The sequence below is a fragment of the Nocardiopsis deserti genome, assembly GCF_008638355.1.
Taxonomy (GTDB): Bacteria; Actinomycetota; Actinomycetes; order Streptosporangiales; family Streptosporangiaceae; genus Nocardiopsis; species Nocardiopsis alborubida.
In genome coordinates this window covers 91,288-115,927 of sequence record NZ_VWVS01000004.1, presented here as the reverse complement: position 1 = coordinate 115,927, position 24,640 = coordinate 91,288, and the positions used below count along the sequence as shown (strand labels likewise).

Sequence of the window (24,640 nt, the reverse complement as noted above, 5' to 3'; positions counted from 1 at the left end):
ACCAGGCAGGGAAGGCCATGGCCGACCCGGACAACCCCGCCTTCTGGATCTCGGAGATCGCCTACGTGTCCGGATCGCTGGACCGGGAGTCGTCCTTCACCCCTGGCGTGTTCGCGGTCCTCCAGCGATGGCGGGACCAGTACCGCGTCAGGGGCGTCTTCGCGATGGAGGAGACCCTCGTCGAGCCCACGGGCATGGTGTGCGATGCGCTCGGCCTGCCCGGAGTGGGACTGCGTGCGGGCAGGGTCTGCCGCAGTAAGTATCTCCAGCGGGCTTACCTCGAAGCCCTGGGGCCCCGGACCCTGACCGTGCCTCCGGGAGGTAGGGGAAGCGGCGACCTCGGTGTCCTCCAGTACCCGGTGGTGGTCAAACCGGCCACCAGACACGCCAGTTCCGGTGTGGTTTCCTGCGACACACCCGAGGAAGCGGCGTCCGTGATGACCTCCTACCCGGACCACGAGACCCTCCTGGTGGAGGAACGGGTGAACGGGCAGGAGTACTCGGTGGAGTCCCTGGTCCAGGAAGGCCGGACCGTGTTCTCCTCGCTGACCCGGAAGGAGACCACGGGCGGCGGGAGCGGGTTCGTCGAGCTGTCACATACGGTACCGGGCGCTGCCCCAGACACATCCCTGTCGAAAAAGATCCTCCAGGCCAACGCTTCACTTCTGGACGATCTGTCCTTCGAGAACGGTGTGACCCATTCGGAATGGCGTATCGACGGGAGTGGCCAGCCCCGCCTCATGGAGGTCGCCGCCCGCACGCCCGGAGACGGGATCACGGCACTGTATGAGCTGGCCTGCGGCAAGCCCATGGAAGCACCGATCGTCCGCATCGCGCTAGGGGAGACGGCCTCCTATCCGCGCCCCCGGCGTGTGGCGCGCCAGGTGTACCTGGAGCATCCGCACGGAGTCCTGGAGGACGTGACCCTGGATTGGCCCGGCACCCGGGTCACCTGGCTGGGGAGGGCCGACCTGTGGCCCCGTCTCCGTCCGGGCGTGCCCGGTGACGCGCCTGCTCTGCGGGGAGTGCTGGTCTTCAAGGAACGGGGAACCCTGCTGGGTGATCTGGCCTCGTCTGATGACCGGGCGGTGAGCTTCCTTGTCGATGCCGATACCGAGGCGGAACTCGATGAACTAGAGGTGCGGGTGCGGTCGGCGATCAGCATACGAGTGAAGGAGGACACCCGTGTTCCTTGAGGAGGTGGTCTCTGATGCTTTCGGAACTAAATGCCGTCTGCTGGCGAAGCAGCGCGGCGGAGATTGCGTCGTCGTTGATCCGGGCATCGGTGTCGTCGGGGGATTGAAAGAGAAAGTGGAGGCGTACGGGCTGTCTCCGCGCGCGGTCCTGCTTACCCACGGACATCTGGACCACACGTGCTCGGCCGCTGCCGTGTGCGCCACCTACGGCATACCCGCGTACATCCACCCTGGTGACTCGAAGATGTTGGCGGACCCCCACGCGGGCCTCGGTCCAGAGTTCTCTCCGCAGTTCAGGAGGATTCTGGGGCCGGAGTGGCGCTGGGAGCCACCGAACGATGTCCTGTATCTGAAGGACGAGGAAGAGTTGAACCTGGCTGGGCTGGAATTGATTGTTGAACACGCGCCAGGACACACGCCTGGATCTGTCATCTTCAATCTGCCCAGGGGCACGGATGGCGCTTCCTATTGCCTGGTGGGGGATGTGTTGTATGCTGGAAGCATCGGCCGCACCGATATGCCGGGCGGAAGCCGACAGCAGACCCTCAGGTCCCTCCGGGAAAAAGTGCTGACAAAAGATGATGCGACAGTTCTGCTGACTGGGCACGGTCGAGACAGCACGGTTGGTGTGGAGCGGGATGTGAACCCTTTTATGCGCCAAGCCGCGGCTTTGGTGCGGGATACCCGTTCCGGTGTGCGTTTCAAGTGAAGCGGGAAATCCACCCCTGGTGAACGCGTTCGGCGCGCCTGTTCGCCGGCGACCTTCCGGGGCTGGGCCGTTATGGTCCCTCCGCGTGGCCGCTGACGGCTGGTCGGAGTGCTCTCCCAACGACCAGGCTCCGGGACCGTCGGGCACACTGGCCTGGTGACCACCCCAGGGGAGGACGGATGAACGAGGCGGCGATCCGCGTCTACGGGGCCGACTGGTGCCGGGACTGCCGACGCACGAAGAGGCAGCTGACCGAGCTGGCGGTGCCCTTCGAGTACGTCGATGTCGAGCACGACCCGGCGGCCACGGAGCGGGCTCGGGAGATCTCGGGGCGCACGAACATCCCGGTGGTCGTCTACCCGGACGGGACCCACCACGTCGAGCCGGACAACGCGCGGGTCGAGGCCAAGCTCCGCGAGCTGTCGGTGATCTGACGACGGTGCCGCCCGCGCACGCGCGCGGGCGGCACCGCCCCGGTCCGCCCCCGCCCCGGTCCGCGCCTGGTGCGCGTCACGGGTGCTCGGAGCGCCCCGGGCGCCCGTCCCCGGACGGGCCCGGCGTCAGGCGGCCTCCTCCAGGCCGCACCACTGCGCGATGAACAGGGCGATGGACTTGGTGATCCGCCGCACGGACTCCACGTCGACGCGCTCGTCGTACCCGTGGATGGCCTCCGAGACCGGCCCGTAGACCAGCGCGGGGATCCCCTGGTACAGGGCGTAGACGCGGCCGTCGAGGTAGCCGGGGGTGGTGAAGGTCCGCAGCTCGTCCTTGAAGACGGTCCGGTGCGCCTCGCGCAGCACGTTCTCGGCGTCCGTGCCCTCGGGCAGGACGTAGCCCTCGGCGTAGAAGCCGGTCCGCTCTCCCACGGCCTCGATGGGGTTGCCCGCGTCGTCGGTGGTGGTCTCCCGCAGCACCTCCTGGATCTGCTCCCAGGCGTCGTCGGCGCTCACCCCCGGATAGACCGCCGCCCGGACCTGGAGCTCGCACCAGGCGGGGACGCTCGACGGCCAGTCGCCGCCGCTGATGCCGCCGAGGTTGAAGTTGATGGGGTGGTCCAGGTCCTCGAAGTGGGGGTGGCCGCCCCTCTCGTCGTTCCAGCGCTGTTCGAGGACGCGCAGCCGCCCCATCACGTGGTGCGCCGCGTCGATCGCGTTGAACCCCGACGCCATCTCCCTCGGGTGGGTGGGGTGGCCCGCGACCCGCACGGTGAACCAGACGACGCCGACGTTGGCGCGGACCAGCATGTCCTCCTCGGGCTCGGGGATCAGGACGGCGTCGGCGGTGTACCCGCGCTGGACCGTCGCCAGCGCGCCGTTGCCGGTGCACTCCTCCTCCGCCACGGACTGGAAGTGGATGCGTCCGGCGGGGGCGAACCCGGCCGTGCGCACGGCGTCGTAGGCGAACAGGTTGGCCGCCAGCCCCGCCTTCATGTCGCCGCTGCCCCGGCCGTGGAGCCAGCCGTCGATGACGGGGGCGTCCCACGGGGAGCGGGACCACTCCCCGGCGGGGCCCTCGGGGACCACGTCGATGTGGCCGTTGAGGATCAGCGAGCGGCCTCCGCCCCGGGTGGGGGTGTAGGTGCCCACCACGTTCTCGACGCCCTCGTAGGAGACCGTGATCCTCCCGGCGCCGGGGTGGGTGGAGATCTCCTCCGGGTCCAGTTCCCACCGGTCCACGGCCAGCCCCCGCCGCTCCATGGCCTCGTGCATCAGGTCCTGTGCCGAGGACTCCCGGGTGCGCAGGGAGGGGTGGCGCACGAGCTCCTGGGTGAAGGCCAGCTGGGCGTCGAAGGCGTCGTCGACCGCCGCTTCGATGCGCGCGACGACGTCGGATGCGAGGTTCATGTTGTTCTCCTGTGGTGGGGCTGCGGGCGGTTCACGCCGCGGCCCGGGTGTCGGCGGCGGCGCGGGTGTCCGCGGCCCTGATCCGCTCGCCGGCCAGGCCGCCGAGCGCGGTGACGGCGCAGATGCCGATGAGGACCAGCACCGCCGGCCAGGACGCGCCGTCGTCCACGGCCAGGAGCGCGGTGGCGATGAGCGGGAGGAACCCGCTGAGGGTTCCGGCGAGGTTGTAGCCCAGGGACACGCCGCTGTAGCGCAGCCGGGGCGGGAAGAGGTCGGCCAGCAGGGTGCCGGTGACGGCGTAGGCCAGGGTGATGAGGCAGATGCCGATGGTCACCGCGGCGGTGATCGCCCAGGGGTCGGCGGTGTCGATGAGCCAGAACAGGGGGAACGCGGCCGCGGCGGTGGCCAGGGCGCCGATCACCGTCATCCGGCCGGGGCCGAAGCGCTCGGCCGCGCGCCCGGCGACCAGGGTCGTGGCGATCTGGAAGAGGGCGGCGACGAGCGTGGCGTTCACGACCGCCTGGCGGTCGACATCCAGGACGGTGGAGGCGTAGGAGACCACGAAGGTCGTCATCACGTAGAAGCCGCCGACCCCCAGCAGCGCCGCGGCGACCGCCACGAGCAGGCGGCCCCCGGCCTCGCGGAACAGGGCCAGGGCGGGCACCTTGGCGCGGTCCTCCATCTGCACCAGCTCCTGGAAGACGGGGGACTCCTCCACCTTGAAGCGGATGTAGAGGGCGATGCCCAGCAGCGGGAACGCGGCGAGGAAGGGCAGGCGCCACCCCCAGGCGTCGAAGTCGGCCGCGGGCAGCGTCAGCACCGCGGCGAAGGCGGCCGAGGAGATGAGCGTGCCCACCGGGGAGCCGATCTGGACCAGGGCGGCGTACCGGGCGCGCTGGCGCTCGGGGGCGTGCTCGATGGCGATGGCGCCGCCCCATTCGCCGCCCACGGCCAGCCCCTGCAGGAGCCGCAGGACCGCGAGCAGGAGCGGCGCGGCGATCCCGATCGCCATGTAGTCGGGGATCACGCCGATGAGCCCGGTCGCGCAGCCGATCATGACGATGGTCACCAGCAGCGCGGGGCGCCGTCCGTAGCGGTCCCCGATGGTGCCGAAGATCAGGGACCCGATGGGCCTGGCGGCGAAGCCCACGCCGAAGGTCGCCAGCGCCGCCATGAGGCCCGCGCCCGGGTCGAGTTCGGTGAAGAACAGGCGGTTGAAGACCAGCGCGGCGGCCGTGCCGAACAGGAAGTAGTCGTACCACTCCAGGGCTGTTCCGACGAAGGCCGCGAAGGCGATGCGCCTGGCGTCGGCCGCGTTGACCTTCGGCGCTCTCGCTCCGGCCGGGGCCGGGTCGGGCTGTGGCATGTGATCCTCCGGGAGATGTGCACCGGTCGGACGGGACGTCGACGACCAGGTGTGATGCCGATCATCGTCTTGGAAAAAACGCACTTCCACAAGCGCAAAGTCCAACGAGAACACCGCCTAGAATGTGCACATGCACAAAACAGCGCCGTCGGACGTCATCCCCCGCGCCGCGCAGGCGTGCCTGGAGGAGCTGGAGTCCATCGCCTGGGCCTACGTCCGCAGGGTCCGCGAGCTGACCGGGTACGCCGAGACCGTCATCGACGACGCCGAGCTGTACGGCACGGCCCGGGCCACGCTCGAACTCCTCCTGGAACTCCTGCGGGGGCAGGACCGCCACGGCGAGCTGCGCGCCCACTCGATCGGTGTCGGACGCTCACGTGCCCGCCGCGGCATCCCCCTGGAGTCGCTGCTGCGGGCCGTGCGCATGGACTTCCGCTTCCTGTGGGAGGCGATGCGCGCCCACGTCACCGAGGCCGACTTCCGCGACTTCTCCGAGGAGGTCATCTCGATCTGGGAGGCGGTGGAGGTGCACACCACGCACGTGCAGACCGGCTACACCGACGAGATCGCGCGGATGCGCGCGGAACTGGAGCTGGAGCACGCCTTCCTCCTCCGGCACCTGCTGAGCGGCTCCGGCGAGGACACGCGCCTGAACGAGCAGGCTGCGCGGGCCCTGGGACTGCGAGCCGACGGCGTCCACCTCGTCCTGGTGGCCAACGGCAACCACGCGCGCGACTTCCGGGGCTGGGTCGGCGAGGCGCTTCCCGGGGCGGTCCTGCTCCGCCTGGACGGGGTGGAGTTCGCCATCGTCCCCGCCGGGGACGCCGCGGGCGCCGCCCGGGAGGCGCTGCTGAGCGAACCCGTCGGGATATCCCCGAGCGCCCACGGCATCGGGGAGATCGCCCCGATGTGGCGGCTCGCCCGCGAGTTGGCGGAGTGGGCCCGGCCCGGCGCGGCGGCCACGGTCGAGAACCACTGGACCCGGCTGGCGGGCGCGCGCCTGGGCCCGGCCGCCGAGGCCTTCGCCCGGGATGTGCGGGAGGCGCTCGGGGGGTTCACCGAACGCGAGGTCGACCTGCAGGTCGAGACGGTCCAGGCCTACTACCGGACCGGCTCGGTGACCGAGGTCGCGCAGGCGATGTTCTGCCACCGCAACACGGTGATCAACCGCATGCGCCGCTTCGCCGAGGCCACCGGGCTCGACGTCACCAGACCGGTCGACGCGGCCGCGGCCCACCTCGCCCTGACCACCCTCCGCTAGCTTGGCGTTCACCCTGCTTGCTTGGCCCCAGAGCCGCGTGTGATGCCCGTTCTGTCATTCTTCGGGGCCCTGGGGCGCTTGCCCCGTCACACGGGTGATCCGCCCCTGTCCCCGCTCCAGCAGGCCGCCGTGCCCGTCCGGGCGGCGCGCGGGGCGCCGCCCGGACGGGCGGCGGTCACAGTTCGGCCTGGCCGTAGGGCAGCAGCCGCACCGGGCCCAGCAGTCCGTAGTCCTGTCGGGACACGTCGCCGTAGACGTCGGGGCGAAAGGCCCGCATGCGGTTGATCAGGGTGGTGGCCACCTCCACCTGGATCGTGTTGGAGCCGCCGCGCAGCCAGGGGCCGATGTCGACCACGGTGTCCTGCTGGTCGCAGGGCGGCAGGTCCGTGCCGTTGACCGTGACGCGGAAGGTGTCGCTCACCCGGCCCAGGTCCAGACGGGCGCCGTGACCCCCGGTCCATCCCTCGCCCAGGTCGACGGTGGTGGTGTAGCGACCGATACCGGAGGTGTCGGCCAGCCCTTCGATCTCCCGCCAGGGGACGAGGGAGGACAGCGAGTGCTCGTGCAGGACCACCTCGGTGTCGGTGGTCGACCCTCCCGGCCGCCAGTCCTCCACCTCCAGTTCCCAGGAGGCCAGGTCGACGGGGTCGCCGACGGAGTCGATGGCGGTGGAGACGGTGCTCCCGTCGGAGAGGGCGGTGGTGTAGGCGCCCGCCGAGGAGGCCCGGACCACGGCCTTCCCGTCCTCCACCCGTACCTCGTCGGCGTCGGTGCTGTCCACGCGCAGCTTCTTCAGCTGCCCCGGCGGCATCTTCTGTCCCGGATCGCCGTGGCTGGCCGTCCACGAGGGCGGGGCCAGGGCGATGACCGTCGACGCCCCCGGCGCCAGGCGCACGCCGACGTCGACCGTTCCGTCGCCGCGCGTGTGCTCGGGCAGGGGGGTGATCCGTCCGCTCCACAGGTCCAGCGCGAAGGGATAGGCGTGGTCGGTGTCCGCGGGGAGGGTGACCTGGTGGTCGACGGTCTCGCTGTCGGAGCCGTTGGTGAAGTAGTACAGCTCCAGATCGTCGTCCCGTCGCCGCGCGTGCAGCAGGGGGGACCCCTGGGCGTAGGAGACGGCGGGCCGCGCGTCCAGTGCCGCGAGCCCGGCGGGGATGTCCTCGCGGGAGTCGACCCGGTGCACGCCGGGCTCGGCGAGCAGCTCCTCCATGGTCCGGAGCAGCTCCTCGGCCGAACTCTGGTCGGTCCCCGGCTCCTGCGGGGCGCTCCAGTCCCCGACGACGAGGATCCTCAGTCCCGACCGGGCGTACTCCACCATCCGCCGGGCGGTGTCCAGCTCCATGGTGGGGAGCCGTCCGTTGAACGCGTCCCCCTCGAAGACCAGCAGGCTGTAGGCGGGTCCCTCTGGGGCCAGACGGCCCCCCTCCACCCGGGGTTCGGTGACGCGGAGCAGGCGGGGGCTGACGAACTGGTGTGTCCAGCCCTGGCGCACCCCCTCCTGGCTGAAGTAGGCGGCGCCGAAGCCCGATCCGGCGTAGCCCTTCTGGCGCAGGAAGGCCACGTCGACCGTCGAGGTGCCCGACTGGAGGGTGTGCTGGGCCCGCGCGAAGAAGCCGGAGACGTCGGACACGTGCTGCCAGGTGGGGTGGCGCGGCCCCCAGGACTCGCTGTAGCCGACTCCGCCGCTGTAGGGGGTGAAGGCGGCGAACCCCGGCCACCGCGCTCCCGGCGCGTCGGCGTAGGAGAACCCGTGCAGGACCGCCATGTTCACGCCCGCGGAGTACTCGCGCGCGATGGTGCGCACGGTCTGCTGCCACGTGGTGCTGTAGGAGCCGCCGTAGACCGCGCCCGCCTCGCTGCTGAGCACCTTCTTGCCGCCCAGGTCGCGCCCGCCGGCCAGGGAGCGGAAGTCGTCGAGGTTCTTGAAGCCCAGCGACTCGCCCTCGGCGGTGTCGACGATGGCGGCCTTGGCCACGGCGTCGGTCTGCAGGCCGTAGGGCTGGATCCGGTAGCCCATGCCGAGCCCGTGCGCCCACTCCTGGAGGGGGGCGATGTGATGGTCGATGTAGAGCTGTGAGAGCAGGTCGTTGAAGTCGTCCAGTGCCCGGCGGTCGGTGTCGGGGTCGAAGGAGAAGACCTGGTCCTCGTCCACGCGCACGAGCACCGGCAGGTAGGGCAGCGGGTCGTAGCCGTGGTGGCCTTCGAAGGCGGAGGGCAGATCGTGTGTCCACAGGGTCGCCTCGGTCTCCATCTCGATGGAGTCCTCGAAGATCGCACCGCCCGCGGGTCCCCGGAGGAGGGCGCGGATCCCGGAGGTGAGGACCTCCTCCTCCCAGAAGTCGATGACCGCCTGGGCGCCGATGCCGCTGAAGTGGTCGACCACGTAGGAGACCGGCTCGGTGTGCGGTCCGCCCTCGGGGCGCTGGCCCGAACCGCGCTCCCAGTAGGCGATGAGGGCCCAGGTGGATCCGTCCCCCTCACCAGGGGCGGTCCAGGTCAGCTCCTCGTCCCGTACCGACGCGGTCAGGTCCTGAAGGGTGTCGGCCTCCAAGGCGGTGCGCTCGTCCTCGGGCGAGGCGCCCTCGGCCAGGCGCACCGCCTGCACCGCGAAGAGCTCGCGCGACTCCACCCCGTGCCCCGGCTCCGCCACGGGCTCGGGCAGGGCGCCCGAGACCTCCTCGCCGGAGGCGAGGTAGCGCACGCCGTGGGCGAGTTCGCGCACGGCGGCCCTGTCCTGCGGGGTCAGGCCGGGCACCGCGGCGGGCCAGGACGGGCCGATGGTCATGTCGACGACGATCCCGCGCTCCTCGGCCCGGGACAGCGCCGCCTCCACGGCCTCGCGCCAGGGTCCGGTGCCCCAGCCGTGCCCCTCGGGGTCGAGCGGCTCCGAGGAGCTGTGGTGGACGTCGGCCACCTCCATGCCGCCGAACCCGGCGTCGGCGGCCTGGTCGATCTCGCGGGCCACCTCCTGCGGGTCCACCAGGCCATGCGGCCACCACCAGCGGAACTTGGCCCGGGCCGTGGCAGCGGGAGCTTCGAAGCCCCGGGTGAAGGACTGCGGGGCCGCCACGGCCGCGGGTGCGCCGAGGGTGGTCGACAGGGCCGCGGCCGTGCCCACGGAGGCGCTCAGCCCCAGGAACAGGCGGCGTGTGGGGGTGAAACCGGAGCACGGGCGTTCCGTGGGCGGTGGTGTGTGGGACATGGGGGATTCCTTCCTGCGCTCGCCGGAGCAGGGCGCCGAGGGGGACGGGGGAAGTCGTGCGCGCACACGCGGAACCGGTCGGGGAACAGGCTTTAAAACGTTTCAGCGAAGTCTCCAACAGATCCCTCCGGTGGTCAATGGCTGTACGGGAAAAACCTTGCCCCGCCACCGCCGGACTCCGTTGGACAGGGCTTTCGGCGTGTGCGGCGCGATCGGGAGGAGGCGTGGACGTAATAAGAACGTTTCACTGGGAGGGTTTCACCGGCCTGCAGGAGAGGGAGCCGTCGGCGGACGGCCCGTCCAAGGGCGCGCCGGGACCGCCCGGACACCCGGACCGGGGTGGGCCTGTCGTACATGGAGGACCCGGCCGTTCTGGACGCGCGCGACGGTGGTGTGGGCTTCGCGCCGACCCCGACCCCGGGGCACCTCAGCGTGGTGTCCGGGGAACGCCCCGACCCGCGGCCGGAGCGGTGTCCAGGCCACGGGTCGGGGTCGAACGACACGCTAGAACGCGTCCGGGTAGAGCTCCCGGGCGATCGTCTCCACGGCGTCGATGTTCCCCAGCGAGCCGGGGTAGAGGTCACTCGCGGGAACGGCGATGAGGACGTCGTCCTCCACGGCCGGGACGTCGGGGAACGTGCTGCGGAGGTACTCGCGGGTCTGCTCTTCGTGCTGGGGTCCGCTCACACCGAACACCATGGCTTCGGGGGCGCGGCTGATGATCTCCTCGGGGTTGATCTGGGCGGCGAAGAAGTCGGCGAACTCGGGGGCGTCGGGGTCGAAGACGTTGTCGCCGCCGGCGGCCCTGATGATGTCCGCCTCGATGCCCGCGCCGATGGCCGACAGCGAGTTGCCCTCGACGTAGACCTGCGCGACGGCGGGTCGCGGAGAGCCGCTGATCGCGGCCTCCACGGCGGCCAGCCGTTCCTCGGTGTCCTGCGCGAGCTCCTCGGCCGCGTCGGGGACGCGCAGGATGGCGCCGAGGTCGGCGATGTCCGTCAGCACGTCGGTGACCTCCGCGGTGTTGCGGCGGTCGGCGCAGCCACCGGTCGCGACGTAGGCCTGGGCGCCGTTCTCGTTCAGCTGCTCGATGCTGGCGAAGCCCTGTTCGGCTGTGAACTCGTACTCCGTGGGGGAGGCCACGAAGTCGGGGGCGACAGCGAGCAGGTCCTCGCGGGTCGGCGGCGCGTCCGCGCTGACCACCGGGATGTCGGCGGCCTGGTCGGCGATGTCCTCCGGCAGCGCCGAGACCCCTGTCTGGGCCTGGCCGACGATGGAGTCCCGCACACCGAGGCGGATGAGCAGTTCGGTCTGCGAGGGCATCAACCCGACGACGCTTTCGGGAGCGGTGTCGAAGGACAGCTCCCGTCCGCAGTTCGTGACCGTCACGGTCGGCCCGGAGGACTCGGTGGCCGCCGGGTCGCTGGTGACGCCGGTGCCGCAGGCGGTCAGCGCCAGCGGTACCACGGCGAGTGCGGCGCACGCGGTCGAGAGGTTGAGGGAACGGCGCCGGAACCCGGCCCGGGGCGTGTTGCCTGTCATGGGGTGGTGGTTTCTTCCTGGGTGGGGGCGGATGGGTCCGTGTCACCGTGGTCGTTCGGCTTCAGCGGGCTGCGGGCGTCGAAGAGCAGGTGCCGCCGTCCGGAACGCGGATGGGCGACGGCCGTGGACTCGACGCCGAAGACCGAGCGGAGCAGGTCGGTGTGAAGCACCTCGTCCGGGGCGCCGAGGGAGAGCAGGCGCCCCTCGGCCAGGACGCCGATCGCGTCGCAGGAGCGCGCGGCCAGGTTCAGGTCGTGCAGGGCGACCATCACGGTGCGCTCGGTGGCCCTGACCAGATCGAGGAGTTCGAGCTGATGGGCGATGTCGAGGTGGTTCGTGGGCTCGTCGAGGACGAGCACGGGTGTGTCCTGGGCGAGCGCGCGGGCGAAGAGCACGCGTTGGCGCTCGCCACCGGAGAGGGCCGAGAACGAGCGGGCCTCCAGGTGCGCGGCGCCGACGCGGGTGAGGGCCTCCTGCGCGAGGGCGATGTCGCGGTCGGAGTCGCGTCCGTACCCGCGTCCGTGCGGGATGCGCCCGAGCAGGACCATGTCGAGGACGGGGATCTCGAACTCCTCGCTGTGCTCCTGTGCCATCACCGCCACCTGGCGGGCCAGCTCCTTGCGGTTCAGCGCGGTGATGTCGGCGCCGTCGAAGAGCACGCGTCCGGCCGCGGGGGATGCGAGCCCCGACACGGCGCGCAGCAGTGTGGACTTGCCGCTCCCGTTGGGTCCGAGCAGCCCGAGCACGGTGCCCGAGGGCACCGAGACGCTCACGTCGGTGACGACGGGCCGCCCGCCGCGGTGGGCGGAGAGGTTCTCGATGTCCACTCTCATCGGCCCACCCCCACGCTTTCGGCGCGGTCGCGCCGCAGCAGCCACAGGAAGAACGGTGCTCCGACCATCGCGGTGAGCACACCCAGGGGGATCTCCGAGGGGTCGGCCAGGGTCCGGGCCAGGAAGTCGCAGGTGGCGAGGAACACCGCTCCGCCGAGCAGGGCGACGGGGAGCATCCTGCGGTGGTCGGAACCGACGATGATGCGCGCGATGTGGGGGATGATCAGTCCGACGAAGCCGATGCCTCCGGAGACCGCGACGACCGATCCGGTCAGCAGGGCCGCGGCGATGAGGGTGCCGCTGCGCAGCCGGTTGACGTTGACGCCCAGGGACGCGGCCGCGTCGTCGCCGACGAGGAGGGCGTTGAGTGCCCGCGCGCGGAACGCGGCGTAGAGCGTCACGATGAGCAGCGCCGCCGCCGGCAGGGCGAGGTGGCCCATCGTGGCGGCGGAGACCGAACCCAGCAGGAAGAACATGATGCCGAAGACGTTCTGGGCGTCGGTGGTGATGGTCAGGTAGCTGGTCACGGCGCTGAAGAGGGAGCCGAGGGCCACGCCCGCGAGGATGAGGCGCTGGGGTGCGATGCGCCCGTTCTTGCGGGCCAGGGTGTAGACGGCCGCGGTGGCCAGGAGCGCGCCGAGGAAGGCCGAGCCCCCGATCCCGAGGGAGCTGGTGCCGACGCCCAGGACGATGAACGACACCGCGCCGACCCCGGCGCCGGCGGAGACGCCGAGGATGTAGGGCTCGGCCAGGGAGTTGTGGACCACGGCCTGCATCAGCGCACCGGCCAGGGCGAGCGCGGCACCGGCGGTCGCGGCCAGGAGCGCGCGGGGCAACCGGAACTGCCAGACGACGTTGTCCTGCACCGTCGTCAGCGACCCGTCGGACATCCACGGCATCCCGGGCACCAGATGGCCGATGACGATGCGCAGGGCGTCCGCCGGGGGCACGTCGATCGTGCCGACGCTCGTCGACACCAGCATCACCGCCAGCAGCGCCAGAGCCAGGACCGGAACGAGTGTCCGGGAGGCGAGCGCGCCGCGTCGCCGGGTGTGCGCCGCGGGGGCGGCCGGGGTCGGAGCGCCTCCGGGAGGTGTCCCTCCGGGGCGCGCGTTGGCCAGAAGGCGTCGGGGGGAAGTCGACAGGCGGCTTCCGTTGGTTGCTCGTGGCATCTGTCGCGGGGGCTCTCTCAGGTCGTCGGTGGAGCGGTCTGTGCTGAACCGGTGGCGGTGTCGACCAGCCCCAGCGCGGCGTTCTCGTCCGCGCGTTCGGCGCGTTGGACGCCAGACGGTGCGCCCGTGCGGGGAGGGAGCCATGCGCGGGATGTGCCCCTCGGGCTCGATCACCGGTGAACCGGTGTCCGCCCGGTGGGCCCCGTGCCGTCGGCGACGGTGTACGCGCGGCCCGCACGACAGTCGGCCACGGGGAGGTTCTGGGGCCCATGGGGCAGAGCGATTGTAAACGATAATCGTTTTCAAGTAAAGTGCGCCTCGTTCGTCCCCCGCGAACACGAATCGGCGCACGTGACCGATGCGTCATGCCTTGAGAAGGAATGGCCTGTGGACTACCGGATCGTCGCCGAGATCGCCGAGATCGAGGAGTCAGCCGCATGATGATCGTCCCCCCGCTGTGGCGGGAGGCGGCCCGGTTCCCCGCGCTCCTGGCACGGAGCGCGGCCCTGCTGGTCCTCGTCTTCCTCACCTACGCCGGGCAGGCCGTGGCGATCGCCTGGGCGATGTCGGCGGTGCTGCACGGGCAGGCCCGGGACGTGCTCGTCGCGCTGTCGCTGCTCCTCGGGATCGCGCTGGCGCGCCTGGTGCTCTCCCTGGCCCAGGCGTCGGCCTCCGCACGTCTGGGCGGCCGGGTCAGGCAGGCGGTCCGCCGCCGCGCGATGCGGGCCGCGCTCGTGCCCGAGAGGCTGCACGACACGGCGGCCCGGGACGGTTCGATGCGCGCCAGCCTCGGCGACGGCGTCGAGGGCATCGACGCCTACGTCTCCAAGTACGTGCCCGCCATCGTGCAACTGCTCCTCACCTGTCCGATCGCCGTGGCCGCCCTGTTCTGGCTCTCACCGTGGGCGGGACTGTGCGTGGCCGCCGGGGTCGTGCTCGCACTGGCGGGTCCCATGGCGTGGAAACGGATGGTGGCCCGGCGCGGACTCGAACACTGGGACAGCTACGAGGCGCTCAGCGCCGACCTGCTGGAGTCCCTGCGCGGCATGGCCACCCTGCGCGCGCTCGGCGATGTGTCCGGCACCCGCGAGCGCCTCGACCACCGCTCCGAGGCGCTGCGCAGGGCCACCGAACGGGTGATGCGCGGCTCCCTGGGGGAGACGGCCGTCACCGACGCGGCCGTCCAGGGGGGAACGGTCGTCGCCGTCGCCGTCGCCATCGCCCACGCGGTCACCGGGCAGGCCCCCGCCGTCGAGGTCTACCTGATCCTCCTGCTCTCCTCCGAGGCGTTCCGCCCCGTCCGGGACCTCTCACGGCACTGGCACGCCGGATTCCTCGGCCTCACCGCGATCCCCGGCCTCAGGCGGATCGGGGCCTTCGCCGAACAGCGCGACGCCGCCTCCGCCCGCACCGCGTCCGACCCCGGGGACGGCCCGACGGTCGAGGACCGACCGGCGGACGCGCTGCGTGTGAGCGGTCTGAGCTTTCGCTACCCCGACGCCCCCGTCGACGTCGTCCACGACCTCGACCTGACGGCCCGGAGGGGCTCCCTCACCGCGATCGTCGGAGCCTCCGGGGCGGGGAAGTCCACCCTCTTCGACCTCCTCCTCGGTTTCCTCGTTCCGCGCGCGGGAAGCATCGACCTCGACGGTCGGCCGCTCCGCACCTCCGACATCGCCGTGGTCTCCCAGCGGCCGGTGCTCTTCGCCGGGACCATCCGCGACAACCTCGCGGTCACCGGTGCCACCGCGGAAGCCGACCTCGTGGCGGCCTGCCGCGACGCCGGGATCCTCGACGAGATCCAGCGCTTCCCGCGCGGGCTCGACACCGAGGTCACCGAAGCCGGTACCAGCCTGTCGGGCGGACAGCGCCAACGCCTCGCCCTGGCCCGCGCACTGCTGGCACGGCGCCCGGTCCTCCTGGTGGACGAGCCGACGAGCGCGTTGGACGCCGACCGCTCAGCGGACGTCATCCAGACCCTGCACCGTGTCGCCCGCGACCGCGTCGTCATCATGATCAGCCACCGCTCCGAGACCCTCACCGAGGTTCCCGACGTGCTCAGCCTCGACTCCGGACACCTGTACAGGAGCGCCCCGTGAACACCTCCTCCGCGTTCCTGGCCTTCCGTGAACTGCTGCCCGTCCTGCGGCCCGAATGGCGGGGGATGCTCTGGACCTACCTGGTCGGCACCGCGAGCGCGCTCGGCCTGGCCGGTCTGGCCGTCCTCACGGCGTGGGCGGTCGGCCACGCCGTCGTGGAGCGGACACCGCCCGGACCCGTGTGGTGGACCCTGGTCCTCGGGCTCGTGCTGCTGCGCGTGGTTTTGACCTGGCGGGAGATGGACGTCTCCCACGCCCTGGCCTACCGCGTGCTGGCCCGGCTGAGGATGGCGCTGTTCGACGCCTACGCGCGCAGCGTTCCCGGCCGGCGCCGCGAGCACTCCGGACGCGCGGCGGCCGTCGCGATGGACGACATCGAAAAGCTCGAGTTCTTCTACGCCCACACGGTCGCCCAGCTCGGCGCCTCGCTCACCCTGTTCGCCGCCTCCTTCGCCACCGCGTTCGTCCTGCTGCCCGAAGCCGCGCTCGTCATGCTCCTCGGCGCCGCCGTCGTGGCGAGCAGCGCACTGTACGGGGCACGTGCCGCCCGGCGGCTGGGCGAGCGGGAACAGCGTGAGCGCTCGGACCTGTCCGAGCACATCGTGGACGCGCTGGGCGCCCTGCGCGAAGTACTCGCCTACGGACTCGCCCCCCGGATCGTCGCCGAGACCAGTGCCGCCACCGCGCGCGCCGCCGCGATCGCGCGACGGCGCGAACTGCTCTCGCGCCTGGTCACCGCCATCCGGGAACTCATCCTCACCGCCGTGATCATCGGTGTCATCGCCACCAGCGCCACCGCCGCGGGCGTGCTCTCAGAAGGGGCCCCGGTACGGTTGGCCCCCGCGGAGCTGCCCGCGCTGGTCGCCCTGGCCCTGGCCGGGATCGCCGCGATCGTCGACGCCACCGACACCCTCACCCGGCTCCATCCGCTCGCCTCCGCTGCCGAGCGCGTCGCCGCCGGAATCAACCGCCCCCCGGTCGTCGCCGTCCCCGAAGCGCCACGACAGCTGCCCGCCGGTCCGCTCGGCCTCCGGTTCCGGGACGTGTCCTTCTCCTACGAGGGCCGGCAGCCGACGCTCACGTCCTGGTCCACCGAACTCGCCCCCGGCGAGCACGTCGGGCTGGTCGGCCCCTCCGGCTCGGGTAAGAGCACCGTCATAGCCCTCGCGGCACGCCTCTGGGACCCTTCGGCGGGCACCGTCGAACTCGTCACGGCGGACGGCGGAGGCGTACCCGTCGCCGGTCTCGACGACGCGGCACTACGGGAGGCCGTCTCCCTGGTCGACCAGGACGCGATGCTCTTCCACGGCACCGTCCGCGACAACCTGCTGCGCGGTGGCGGGCCGCGGTCCGACGGCGACCTGGCAGCCCTGCTCGAACGCGTCGGAGCCGCAGCCTGGATCGGTCTCGACGACGAACTCGGGGAGGCGGGTGTGCGGCTGTCCGGCGGGCAGAGGGCACGCCTCTGCCTTGCCCGCGCCCTCGCCCGCCGACCGCGCGTCCTCCTCGTGGACGAGGTCACCGCCAGCCTCGACCCGGCGACCGAACGGGTGATCTCCGACGTCATCGCCGAGTTCGACGGCACCGTTCTCATGGCGTCGCACCGGGCCGAGACCCTCGCCCGCCTCGAACGCGTCGTCGACGTGGCCGAGATCCCGTACACCGTGCGGGGAACGGGTGGCTGACCCGGTCGGACGTCCCGGGGCCGCCCCGCGTCCCCCCAGGGGGCGGCGATCCCGGCCTCGGCACCACGAACGGCGGAAGCGACCGGCGCGCTGGACCCGACGGCACGACGGCCCGCGTCACGGACGACGTGATCGTGGTCCGCCGCCGTTCCGCCTGACGACCCCGCCACCGCTCCGGCGGCGGGGCCGGTGTGTCCCGCGTCTCCCGGAGCCGTGTTCCCGGACTCAGGGGCCACAGTGGAGTACGGCCTGGTGACAGGGGCGCTGTAGTCTACGGGCGTGACATTGAAAATCATTATCAGAACCGTGGGAGTCGCATCGACTCTCGCCCTGGCCGGGTGCGCGACGGCACCCGCCTCCGAAACCGACTCCGCGGCGGCAGCGGGCGAGGGCACGGGTTCCTACCCCCTCAGCATCCAGAACTGCGACGCCGAGGTGACCGTCGAGCAGGCTCCCGAGCGCGCGGTCTCGCTGAACCAGTCGGCCACCGAGATCATGATCCGGCTCGGCCTCGCCGACCGCATGGCGGGCACCTCGTACGAGACCGATCCCGTCCCGAGCGACATCGCCGACGCCTACGAGAGCATCCCCCTGCTCACGGACGGCCTGCTCAAGCACGAGACGCTGCTCGAAGCGCAGCCCGACTTCGTCTACTCGTCCTTCGCCTCGTTCCTCACCGCCGAGAACGCCGGTGAGCGCGCCGAACTGCACGAGCTCGGCGTCCCGACCTACCTGAGCGAGTTCGACTGCACCTACCACGAGGCCGTCGAGGGCGGCGCGACCTTCGAGATGCTCTTCGACGAGATCGAGACGATCGCCGAGGTCTTCGACGTGCCCGACGCCGGTGAGGAGCTCGTCGCCGAGCAACAGGCCGTGGTCGACGAGGGACTCGAGATCGCCGAACAGATCGAGGGCACGCCGAGTCTGGTCTGGTTCTACTCGACCGCGTCCTCCTCCTCCACCCCGTCGGTCGCGGGACCCGGCGGGCTCCCGCAGACCGTGACCGAGATGCTCGGCGCCGAGAACGCCTTCAGCGACGCCTCGACCAAGTGGCCGGAGGTCAGCTGGGACGAGGTCGCCGCGCGCAACCCCGACGTGCTCGTGATCGCCGACCTGAGCCGCGGATACCCCGGCGACACGGCCGAGGAGAAGATCGAGTTCCTCAAGAACGACCCGCTGACCTCGACCATGGACGCCGTCGTCAACGACCGCTTCATCGTCGTGCCCGGGCAGCACATGGACCCGTCGGTCCACAGCGTGCAGGCCGTCCCGACCGTCGCGCAGGGCCTCATCGACATGGAGACGAAGTAATGACGACCACGAACGCCCTCGAACGGCTCATCCGCGACTGGGACGCCCAGCAGGCGGCGTACATCACCCACCGCGAGCAGAGGTTCGAGATCATGCTCGACGTCATCACGCGGATGTGCGCCTCCTCGGACGAGTTCGAGGCCGACGGAACCGGCATGACCGTTCTCGATCTGGCGTGCGGCCCCGGCAGCCTCTCGCAGCGCGTCCTCGACCGCTTCCCGGGTGCTCGGGTGATCGGGGTCGACTACGACCCGGTGCTGCTCGCGATCGCGGGCTCCTGGCTCGGCCAGCGCCACGGTGCACGCTTCACGCCTGTCGACGTCGACCTCGCGACGCCGGGTTGGAGGGCTCAGCTGCCCGACGGGCCGGTGCACGTCGCCGTCTCCTCGACCGCGCTGCACTGGCTGGAGCCGGCACAGCTCGTCGCCGTCTACGACACCCTGGGCGCCCTGCTCCCCGCCGACGGTGTCTTCATGAACGCCGACCACCTGCGCTACGACCCGCGCTCACAGCCGTTTCTCACCGAGGCGGCGGCCGCCGACGACGAACGCACCCAGCATGACGCGCACGCGCAGGGTGTGCGGACCTGGGACGAGTGGTGGGCGGACGCCGTCGCGGACGACGCGTTCGGACAGCACCACGCCGAGCGCGAGCACCGCTTCGCCGACCGCCCGCCCACACCGCACGCACCGCTCGATCTGCACCTGCAAGCGCTCAGCACCGCCGGATTCGCCGAAACCGGTGTCATCTGGCGGTACTACGACGATGTCGTGGTGTTCGCGCGAAGATGACCAGACTCACCGACTCCTCGCAGGCCGGCCCGCGTGACACGGACGCGCTCTCCGGCGCCGACCCCCTGGCGGCGCAGGCAACGGCAGGTGGTGCCGCGGTCCCTCCGACACGCGTACCGGGCAGGCTGCGCTCGTCCCTCATCGTCGGCACGTTCGTCGTCGCGCTGTGCGTGTCGATCATCGTCGCGACCTTCGTCGGCACAGCGAACATCGGGGCGCTCGACGTGCTCGGGATCATCCTGCGCAACATCGGGCTGGGCGCCCTCGCCCCGGTTCCGTCGGCGCCGCCGCTCATCGACGCCCTCATCTGGGAGTCGCGTCTGCCGCGTGTGCTCCTCGCAGCCGTGGTCGGGCTCGGACTCTCGGTCTCGGGTGCGGTGCTGCAGTCCATCACCCGTAACCCGCTCGCCGAACCGTACCTGCTCGGGGTCTCCTCCGGGGCGTCCACCGGGGCGGTCTCGATCATGATCCTCGGGCTCGGCTCGGGCGCGGTGACCCTCTCGGCGGGCGCCTTCGCCGGCGCGCTGGTCGCCTTCGCGATCGTGCTGTCCCTCATCGGGGGCGGACGGGTCTCGAACCCCGCTCGCGTGGTGCTCACCGGCGTACTCGTGTCGCAGTTCTTCTCGGCGATCACCTCGCTCGTGCTGATGCTCGACGGCGACGCGGACGCCACCCGGGGCTTCACCTACTGGCTGCTCGGCTCACTCGGAGGCGCGCGCTGGGAGCCGCTGATCGTGGCATCCGCCGTCATCGTGCTCGGAGCCGTCGGCTGCCTGTTCTTCGCGTCGGCTCTGGACGCGTTCACCTTCGGCTGGGACACCGCCTCCTCGCTCGGGATCAACGTGACCCTGGCACGGGTGGCGCTCATGGTCCTCACCGCGCTCGTCACGGCGGCGGCCGTCGCGGCATCCGGAGCGATCGGGTTCATCGGGCTGCTCGTGCCGCACATCGTGCGCCTGCTGGCCGGGCCCACGCACCGCCTGCTGCTCCCCCTCACGGGGCTCGGGGGCGCGATCTTCCTGGTGTGGGTCGACACCTTCGCCCGCTCGGCGTTCTCGCCGCATGAGATTCCGGTGGGGGTGATCACGGCGCTGCTCGGCGCGCCGGTGTTCGCGATCGTTCTGAGCAAGGCGGCTCGACAGTGACGGCACTTACGGCGAACGACATCACGTGGTCGGTCGACAGGACACGCATCCTCGACGGGGTCTCGATCGAGGCGCGCTCGAACGAGGTGCTCGCCGTGCTCGGGCCGAACGGCGCCGGCAAGTCCTCGCTGCTGCGCGTTCTGGCGGGGCTTCGGCGGCCGGATGCCGGAACGGTGCTCCTGGGCGGGGAGCCGGTTCGCTCGTTGCCCCGGCGCGCGGTCGCCCGGCGGGTGGCGATCGTCGAACAGTCGCCCGAGGTGCACACCGACATCACCGTCGACGAGGCCGTGGCGCTCGGCAGAACGCCGTACCGCAGCACCTTCGCCGGACTGGACGGCGAGGATCGTGCCGCGATCGAACAGGCGCTCGCCCTCACCGGGATGCGCGCGTACCGGTCGCGGTCGTGGCGGACGCTCTCCGGCGGTGAACAGCAGCGCGCCCAGCTCGCCCGCGCGCTCGCGCAGCGGCCGGAGGTGATCGTGCTGGACGAGCCGACCAACCACCTCGACATCCGCTACCAGCTCGACGTCCTCACCCTGCTCCTCTCGCTCGACATGACGGTGGTGACCGCCCTTCACGACCTCAACCTGGCCGCACGCTACTGCGACCGGGTCGCGGTCCTGCACGCCGGTCGGGTCGCGGCATCGGGGCCGCCCGCCGCCGTGCTGACACCCGAGCTCATCCGTTCCGTCTACGCGGTCGAAGCCGTCGTCGACACCTCTCCGCACACGGGAGCGCCGGTCGTGACCTACCTGGGCGGTGTACCGGGACGCTCCTCGTCGACGCCTGCTCCCGGGCCGCCCCGTCAGCACCAGACGGAGTGAGCCGTTCCGCGCGGCCCTTCGCGGCCGTGCACGACCGGTTCCTGCGTGGTCGTGTCCGCGGTGGAACAGGACGAGCAGGGCGGTGACGATGCCGCCGAAGCGCCAGTAGTGAGTCGGCTCCCCGGCCCCGGGCGTCGTCACGACGCCCGGGGTTCGGCCGGGGACCGGAACGTCGGTGCGCACGCGTACCCTCCTTGCGGACGTGTGGGCGGCGACGCCCGCCTCCCCTCCGACCGATCCCCACCCCCTCACCGCTGGGAACCCCATGACAGAGCACACGACCCCCCTCGCCTTCTCCACCGAGCGCCGACGCGTCGGCGCGCAGGAGTGGACGCAGACCCCGCGGCTCAACGTCCTCATCGAACCGGGAGAGCCGGTCAGACCAGCCCGGATCGGCTGGCGCGACTGCGAGGGCGGCGAGGCCGTGGCCGTGTTCGATCCCCGTATGGACGGGTTCACCGGCACACGCGTGACCTCCGACGGGGTCCAGTACGAGTGGCGGGGGATCCGCCTGGACGAACCCCCCGAACGTCCCGGCCACCGGTTCCGGATCCGGGGCGGCGACCAGGAGCTGCGTCTGCTCGTCGAGGACGGAGGGCCTCCGCTCACGCGGGTCGACTGGGCCGACCGCGAGGGCGGAGGGGGGACGGTTCTGCTGCGCGCCGTCGAACTGGAGTCGGTCGAGGGCCCCAGCGAGGAGGGCCTCACCCGCATGGTGCGCTCGGTGCGCGCGGGTGACGAGTACGTCGAGGCGGGCGAGGTGGCCCTCAACCTGCTCGACCCCACGGCCGGGAAGTGGCTGTCACGGCGCCGCACCGACCGACTGGACTTCACCATGTCCGAGCCCGTCACCGTGCGGCGCTACGTGCTGGACTCCGCCAACGACCTCCCCGACCGCGACCCCGCGGACTGGTCCCTGCTGGGGTCCTCGGACGGCCGGGAGTGGACCCTCCTCGACGCCCGGTCCGACGAGTTCTTCCCCGCCCGCCACCTGGCGCGCGACTTCACCGTCAGCGGTCCCGGTGCGCACACGCCCTGGCGGTACCTGCGCCTGGAGGTCACCCGCAACGCGGGTGCGGGGGAGACCCAGCTCAACCGGGTGCGGTTCTTCGCCGAGGACCGCGCCTACGAGGCCTTCCACGGGTTGCGCCACACGGCGCGGAGCGGACCGGAAGCGTTCCTGGGCCTGGCGGTCGCCCCGGAGGACGAGGGCGTGCCCGCGCTCCCGGCAACCGTCGAGGAGTGGCGGGCCTACCTCACCGAGTACAGCGCCGACATGCTGCGTGTCGCCGAGGCGGAGGGGGAGGAGGTCGACGAGGAGGAGCGGACCTCGTCCTGGCTCGGCAACGAGGGCGCCCCGGAGGAGCGGATCGCGGCCCTGGAGGAGCGCCTGGGCCGTCGGCTGCCGCCGAGCTACCGCTCCTTCCTCGCCGCGTCCGACGGCTGGGGGAGGATGGGGACCTTCGTCTACGAGATGAGCTCCATCGCCGAACTCGAGTGGTCCGGTCTGGCCAACATGCTCGGTCTGGACGAGGAGGACATGGAGGACGAGGGGGTCGTCGGGCCCCTGCTGCTGGTGTCCTCCGACACCGACGCCCAGTACTGGATCCTGGACGCGGGCGACGCCTCCCCCGACGGGGAGTGGGCGGCCTACATCTGGGCGAGTTGGTACCCCGGCCTGGGCGATCGGCACCGCTCCTTCGCCTCGCTCGTCCACGCCGAGCGCGTCTCCTTCGAGGAACTCAGTGGTGGCGACGGGCACCCCGTGCGCTCCGACGACGCCGAGGAACTGCTGGAGCTGGGACGCCGTGAGGCGATGGCCGGGAACGTGGACCCCGCGCTCACGGCCTTCGACCGGGCCGAGACCCAGGGGTCGGCCGCGGCCGTCTACCTCAAGATCGTTCTGTCCGCCTTCCTGGAGCCGCGGTGGGTCCACCACGACCTGCGCAGGGCCCTGTCGTCCCGGGTGGTGGACGAGATCGGTGCGGAACAGATCCGGGCCGAGGCGGTCCCGCTCGCGCTGTACGGCCTCTCCCTCGACTCCATCGGTAACGTGGGCCCCCTGCTGGAGTCTCTGCGTGAGGTGCTGCCGGGGTTGCCCGAGGAGGCGGAGGGCTCCGTCTGGAACGCGTGGCTGGACGAGCACCGGGTGCCCGAGCCCCCGGAGTTCGAGGAGGCGCTGGAGACCGCCCGGGGACTGGCGGCGCGGGGTGCCCGGGACGAGGCCTGGGCCGTGATCGAGGAGGCGCTGCCCGGGTGGTACCCCACCGCGCCGAACCGCATCGCTCCCGTGGTGCTGCTCACCGACCCCGCTCTGCGCGGTGTGGTCACCCGGGCCCGTGCCAGGGAGGCGGCGTTCACCGCCCGGGGCGTTCGCGCTTCCGCCTGAGGTGGGTGCGTCCCGCACAGAGACGGACCCGACGTGGCTCCCGGCTCCCATCCGGTCGTCCGGGCCGCCTTCATCCCGCGTCTGAGGCACGGAACGCTGGCCGCGACGGTCGAGTGTCAGGGAACCAGGCCGTACAGGTTCCCGGCGCGGGAGACCACCGCGCCGGGGACCGGGAGGGTGCCGTACCCGCCACCGTCCATCAGGTCGTCCGTGTCCTCCACGGCCCCGGCATCGTCCAGGAGGACCCGTGTCCATCCCTGTCGTGCCCCCTCGCCCTCCCCGGGCAGGCCGCGACCCCGCTCCAGCCGAGCACGTCCCCGACACGTCGTCCCACCGGTTCCACGCCCTGTTCCTGTCCGGTCCTACGGTTGGCCCGGGCAGTCTAGGGCTGGGGCGCCGCCGCGACCACGGCGGGTGGACCGCCGGCGCGAACGGGCCCGCACGTCGCGGTCCAGCCGTCCCAGGGCACGGCGGCCAGGGCCTGCCCGTGGTGGAAGCGGTGGAAGGCGGCGTCCAACCCCGTGCGGGGGCGGTCGATGACGGGCACGGTCGGCGTCGACGCAGCCGGTCGGACCGCGTCATGCCGCCGACGTGCCCCGACACGGTCTGCGTCGACTTCCGAAGCCCAGGAGCGCCGGGTCAGGACTCCGGCGCGCGCCGAGGCCTCCGGCACACCCGACACACGACCCCCTGCTGGCGTGCGTGAAGCGGCGGCTGGTACGGTGAGGACTGCTGCGATGTGCCGAGATGTATGAGGAGGTGTCGTGATGTCCCGGATGGTGACCACGATCCCCTCAGCACGTCATCGCTCCTCCGCCCTCGTGGAGGGCGCGTTCTTCCGCACCCTGCACGTCTACGAACGTGTAGGACGTCTGCGTTTCGCCGAGCGGCACAAGCTGCCCGTGCGCAACCCCCTTCCCCGCGGCACCAACGGCTACTCCACCTCGTGGGGTACCAACGCCCACGGTGAGCTCAGCTCCTGCCCGCCCGGACGCAGCTGACCCTTCCGCCTCGGTCGAGGCGTCTTCTCCTTTCCGCATGACGGTCGCCCCGTGTCCGCGCGCCGTCGGATTCCGGCCTGCCCAAGGCACCGGATTCCGACCTGCCCAAGGCACCGGTATCTGACATCAGCGCCCGCGGGCCGTCCCGGGCTCCGTCCTGCGTGAGGCACCTTCCACGTGCCCTTTTCTCTCTTTGTTCGCTGAACGCCGACCGTGCTGCGCCCCTGTGCGCCACGGCCGTTCCCGGCGTGCGTCCGCATGCCCGGGAAC

19 protein-coding genes are annotated in these 24,640 nt (G+C 71.7%); 12 read left to right on the top strand and 7 right to left on the bottom strand.

The genetic code is table 11. From position 1 onward, the window contains the following. Positions 1–17 precede the first annotated feature (17 nt). The 3 genes from FYW99_RS13355 (at position 18) to FYW99_RS13345 (ending at position 2,339) form a co-directional block, all read left to right on the top strand. Complete coding sequence (locus FYW99_RS13355) at positions 18–1,196, top strand: ATP-grasp domain-containing protein (RefSeq protein WP_223838984.1); 1,179 nt, start codon at positions 18–20, stop codon at positions 1,194–1,196. Then, positions 1,186–1,905 carry an MBL fold metallo-hydrolase gene (locus FYW99_RS13350; protein ID WP_150252370.1) on the top strand — a complete coding sequence of 240 codons (720 nt, stop codon included), beginning with the start codon at positions 1,186–1,188 and terminating at the stop codon, positions 1,903–1,905. The genes FYW99_RS13355 and FYW99_RS13350 overlap by 11 nt, the downstream gene beginning before the upstream one ends. A gap of 179 nt (positions 1,906–2,084) precedes the next feature. After that, positions 2,085–2,339, top strand: a complete 255-nt coding sequence (locus FYW99_RS13345; RefSeq protein ID WP_150252369.1) for a glutaredoxin family protein — start codon at positions 2,085–2,087, stop codon at positions 2,337–2,339. Positions 2,340–2,465: 126 nt separating this feature from the next. Here the strand turns inward: FYW99_RS13345 and FYW99_RS13340 are convergent, their stop codons facing one another. Then, positions 2,466–3,749, bottom strand: coding sequence for an ArgE/DapE family deacylase (locus FYW99_RS13340; RefSeq protein ID WP_150252368.1), 1,284 nt, complete (start codon positions 3,747–3,749; stop codon positions 2,466–2,468). Between the two features lie 31 nt (positions 3,750–3,780). After that, complete coding sequence (locus FYW99_RS13335) at positions 3,781–5,115, bottom strand: MFS transporter (RefSeq protein WP_150252367.1); 1,335 nt, start codon at positions 5,113–5,115, stop codon at positions 3,781–3,783. Between the two features lie 130 nt (positions 5,116–5,245). Between FYW99_RS13335 and FYW99_RS13330 the strand changes: the two genes are divergently transcribed. Continuing rightward, positions 5,246–6,376, top strand: a complete 1,131-nt coding sequence (locus FYW99_RS13330) for a PucR family transcriptional regulator (RefSeq protein ID WP_190394644.1) — start codon at positions 5,246–5,248, stop codon at positions 6,374–6,376. Between the two features lie 175 nt (positions 6,377–6,551). Here FYW99_RS13330 and FYW99_RS13325 read toward each other — a convergent pair whose 3' ends face one another. From FYW99_RS13325 to FYW99_RS13310, 4 genes are all read right to left on the bottom strand, one after another. Continuing rightward, on the bottom strand, positions 6,552–9,578 hold the full coding sequence (locus FYW99_RS13325) for a glycosyl hydrolase (RefSeq protein WP_150252365.1): 3,027 nt from the start codon (positions 9,576–9,578) through the stop codon (positions 6,552–6,554). A 504-nt stretch (positions 9,579–10,082) separates the two neighbouring features. Next, positions 10,083–11,120, bottom strand: a complete 1,038-nt coding sequence (locus FYW99_RS13320) for an ABC transporter substrate-binding protein (RefSeq protein WP_150252364.1) — start codon at positions 11,118–11,120, stop codon at positions 10,083–10,085. Further along, positions 11,117–11,953, bottom strand: a complete 837-nt coding sequence (locus tag FYW99_RS13315) for an ABC transporter ATP-binding protein (RefSeq protein ID WP_150252363.1) — start codon at positions 11,951–11,953, stop codon at positions 11,117–11,119. The genes FYW99_RS13320 and FYW99_RS13315 overlap by 4 nt, the downstream gene beginning before the upstream one ends. Beyond that, the gene (locus FYW99_RS13310; RefSeq protein ID WP_150252362.1) at positions 11,950–13,125 is read right to left on the bottom strand and encodes a FecCD family ABC transporter permease; all 1,176 of its coding nucleotides are present in this window, start codon (positions 13,123–13,125) and stop codon (positions 11,950–11,952) included. Before FYW99_RS13310 ends, FYW99_RS13315 begins: the two co-directional genes overlap by 4 nt. Before the next feature lie 437 nt (positions 13,126–13,562). Between FYW99_RS13310 and FYW99_RS13305 the strand changes: the two genes are divergently transcribed. The 7 genes from FYW99_RS13305 to FYW99_RS13275 all read left to right on the top strand — a co-directional run bounded on the left by FYW99_RS13305 (position 13,563) and on the right by FYW99_RS13275 (position 23,369). Continuing rightward, positions 13,563–15,224: an ABC transporter ATP-binding protein/permease gene (locus FYW99_RS13305; protein ID WP_150252361.1), complete on the top strand. Its 1,662-nt coding sequence runs from the start codon at positions 13,563–13,565 to the stop codon at positions 15,222–15,224. Next, the gene (locus FYW99_RS13300; RefSeq protein WP_150252360.1) at positions 15,221–16,909 is read left to right on the top strand and encodes an ABC transporter ATP-binding protein; all 1,689 of its coding nucleotides are present in this window, start codon (positions 15,221–15,223) and stop codon (positions 16,907–16,909) included. Before FYW99_RS13305 ends, FYW99_RS13300 begins: the two co-directional genes overlap by 4 nt. A gap of 306 nt (positions 16,910–17,215) precedes the next feature. Further along, positions 17,216–18,220: an ABC transporter substrate-binding protein gene (locus FYW99_RS13295; RefSeq protein WP_223838982.1), complete on the top strand. Its 1,005-nt coding sequence runs from the start codon at positions 17,216–17,218 to the stop codon at positions 18,218–18,220. Further along, positions 18,220–19,011 carry a class I SAM-dependent methyltransferase gene (locus tag FYW99_RS13290; RefSeq protein ID WP_150252358.1) on the top strand — a complete coding sequence of 264 codons (792 nt, stop codon included), beginning with the start codon at positions 18,220–18,222 and terminating at the stop codon, positions 19,009–19,011. Before FYW99_RS13295 ends, FYW99_RS13290 begins: the two co-directional genes overlap by 1 nt. Beyond that, positions 19,008–20,156 (top strand): FecCD family ABC transporter permease, encoded by a 1,149-nt coding sequence (locus FYW99_RS13285; RefSeq protein WP_150252357.1) that lies wholly within the window; start codon positions 19,008–19,010, stop codon positions 20,154–20,156. Before FYW99_RS13290 ends, FYW99_RS13285 begins: the two co-directional genes overlap by 4 nt. After that, on the top strand, positions 20,153–20,980 hold the full coding sequence (locus FYW99_RS13280; protein ID WP_150252356.1) for an ABC transporter ATP-binding protein: 828 nt from the start codon (positions 20,153–20,155) through the stop codon (positions 20,978–20,980). The genes FYW99_RS13285 and FYW99_RS13280 overlap by 4 nt, the downstream gene beginning before the upstream one ends. A 265-nt stretch (positions 20,981–21,245) precedes the next feature. Next, positions 21,246–23,369, top strand: coding sequence for an SMI1/KNR4 family protein (locus FYW99_RS13275; RefSeq protein WP_150252355.1), 2,124 nt, complete (start codon positions 21,246–21,248; stop codon positions 23,367–23,369). 382 nt (positions 23,370–23,751) lie between these two features. Here FYW99_RS13275 and FYW99_RS31750 read toward each other — a convergent pair whose 3' ends face one another. Further along, entirely contained in the window at positions 23,752–23,916 is a 165-nt protein-coding gene (locus FYW99_RS31750; protein ID WP_190394643.1) for a hypothetical protein, read from the bottom strand. Between the two features lie 220 nt (positions 23,917–24,136). Between FYW99_RS31750 and FYW99_RS13270 the strand changes: the two genes are divergently transcribed. Beyond that, positions 24,137–24,370 (top strand): hypothetical protein, encoded by a 234-nt coding sequence (locus FYW99_RS13270; RefSeq protein WP_150252354.1) that lies wholly within the window; start codon positions 24,137–24,139, stop codon positions 24,368–24,370. Positions 24,371–24,640: the final 270 nt, after the last annotated feature.